General features: G+C 31.8%; 2 protein-coding genes and 1 pseudogene. 2 read left to right on the forward strand and 1 reads right to left on the reverse strand.

The window, feature by feature from the left end; translation table 11 throughout:
* On the forward strand, positions 1-416 hold a 416-nt coding region (locus AA81_RS10440; protein ID WP_146050386.1), incomplete at its 5' end, for a DUF4897 domain-containing protein.
* 27 nt (positions 417-443) lie between these two features.
* Positions 444-1,220 carry a translation initiation factor IF-2 N-terminal domain-containing protein gene (locus AA81_RS10445; RefSeq protein ID WP_169999740.1) on the forward strand — a complete coding sequence of 259 codons (777 nt, stop codon included), beginning with the start codon at positions 444-446 and terminating at the stop codon, positions 1,218-1,220.
* On the opposite strand, the pseudogene AA81_RS14430 reads toward AA81_RS10445, so the two are convergent.
* Positions 1,201-1,423: pseudogene (locus AA81_RS14430) on the reverse strand (hypothetical protein); the annotation flags it as partial. The gene AA81_RS10445 and the pseudogene AA81_RS14430 sit on opposite strands and share 20 nt — an antisense overlap.

The raw sequence follows: 1,423 nt of genomic DNA on the forward strand, positions 1-1,423 counted from the left end.
TAACAGAAAACGAGAGAGATTACGAAACCTTGGTAGAAGGGTTTAACACCCCCGATGAAGAAAAGCTTTCTCTTTTTCAACAATCTTTGGATAATTTAAAAGAACAAATTCCAAGAGATTTTGTGGTTTTATCTTATGAGTCGACTGTAAATTCCGATTCTCCAATGATTTATGTCGATGAAACTGTTAAATTGGAAGGGTTGGTTTACAGAAATGATAGAGGAAATATTGAATTTTCCCTTCCTGGGCAACTTTTAAGCGATCAGAATGAGCAAGTGACTGTGAGTGTTCATTATCCATATGGGTGGGAAGTCTTGACTGTAAATCCTACTCCTACTTATATAGAGCAGAACGTTATAGGCTATTCATACACTGGAGCCTTTGGTTATCCTACGATAGAATTCAAATCTGAATAAACTATCGTAATAATGGGGGGAGTAGTAATGTTTATTTTGTATTTATTAGTCGTACTTTCTCTTACAATATCAATTGTAAATATTTTTCTTATGATCCGTTTAGGCCACTTTTTACAAGAAAACGATGCAACAGAGAAAAAGCATGAAAATTTAGAAGAAGATAAGAACCTTTTCTTAGCAAGATTTCAAAAGATAACTTCCACAAGATTAAGAGCTTTAGATAATAAAATTGAATTGGTCGATCAACTTATGAAGGATTTAGATGATGCTTATGCTAAAACTTTCTCATTGTTGGCAGATTTAGAAAGGAAGTTGGATTCGTATAAGAGGGAAGAATTTGAAAATAAAGTACAACACACAAAAAGCTTGGAAGATCAGAAGAATAATAACAATCAAACAGAGACAGTTGAAAAAGACGATAGATTAAGGGTTTACGAGCTTTCTAGAAAATTACATATGTCAAGTAAAGAGTTGATTGACTTTATTAACAAAAACACAGATTTGGATGTTTCAAATCATTTGGAAAAGTTGACACCAGAAGAAGAAAAGATGATATCTGAAAAAATCAAAGAAGTTCCTACAGTATCGTCAAAGAAGGAAAATAATCCTTCAAATGTTGAAGTTGATATCGATAAAGATAAAAGGATAGATTCAAATTATAGTAATTATAAATACGATAAAACTAACAAAATTCTTGAGCTATCTGAAAATGGCTACAGCCCTCAAGAGATAGCTAAGGAATTGAAAATTGGAGTAGGAGAAATAATGCTTGTTCTAAGTTTATTTAACCATAAGGAGAAATAAAGATGAATCTTTCTTTCTTAAAAGAGTCGGGCAAAATCTGAACTTTTCCTATCGTTGATAGAATTTCAGCAGTTTTTTTTATTGTAAATTCACTGGTTTCGAACAGGAGATATTTAGATTTTAAAAGGTGAGAATATTTAGATATCTTTTTAAAAAAACTTTGACCATCGTATCCCCCATCAAGGGAAATTCTAGGCTCATAT

The sequence above is a fragment of the Petrotoga halophila DSM 16923 genome (assembly GCF_002924615.1).

Excerpts from the sequence above, each read along its gene's own strand:
- AA81_RS10445 (WP_169999740.1), top strand. The coding sequence starts at position 444 with ATGTTTATTTTGTATTTATTAGTCGTACTTTCTCTTACAATATCAATT.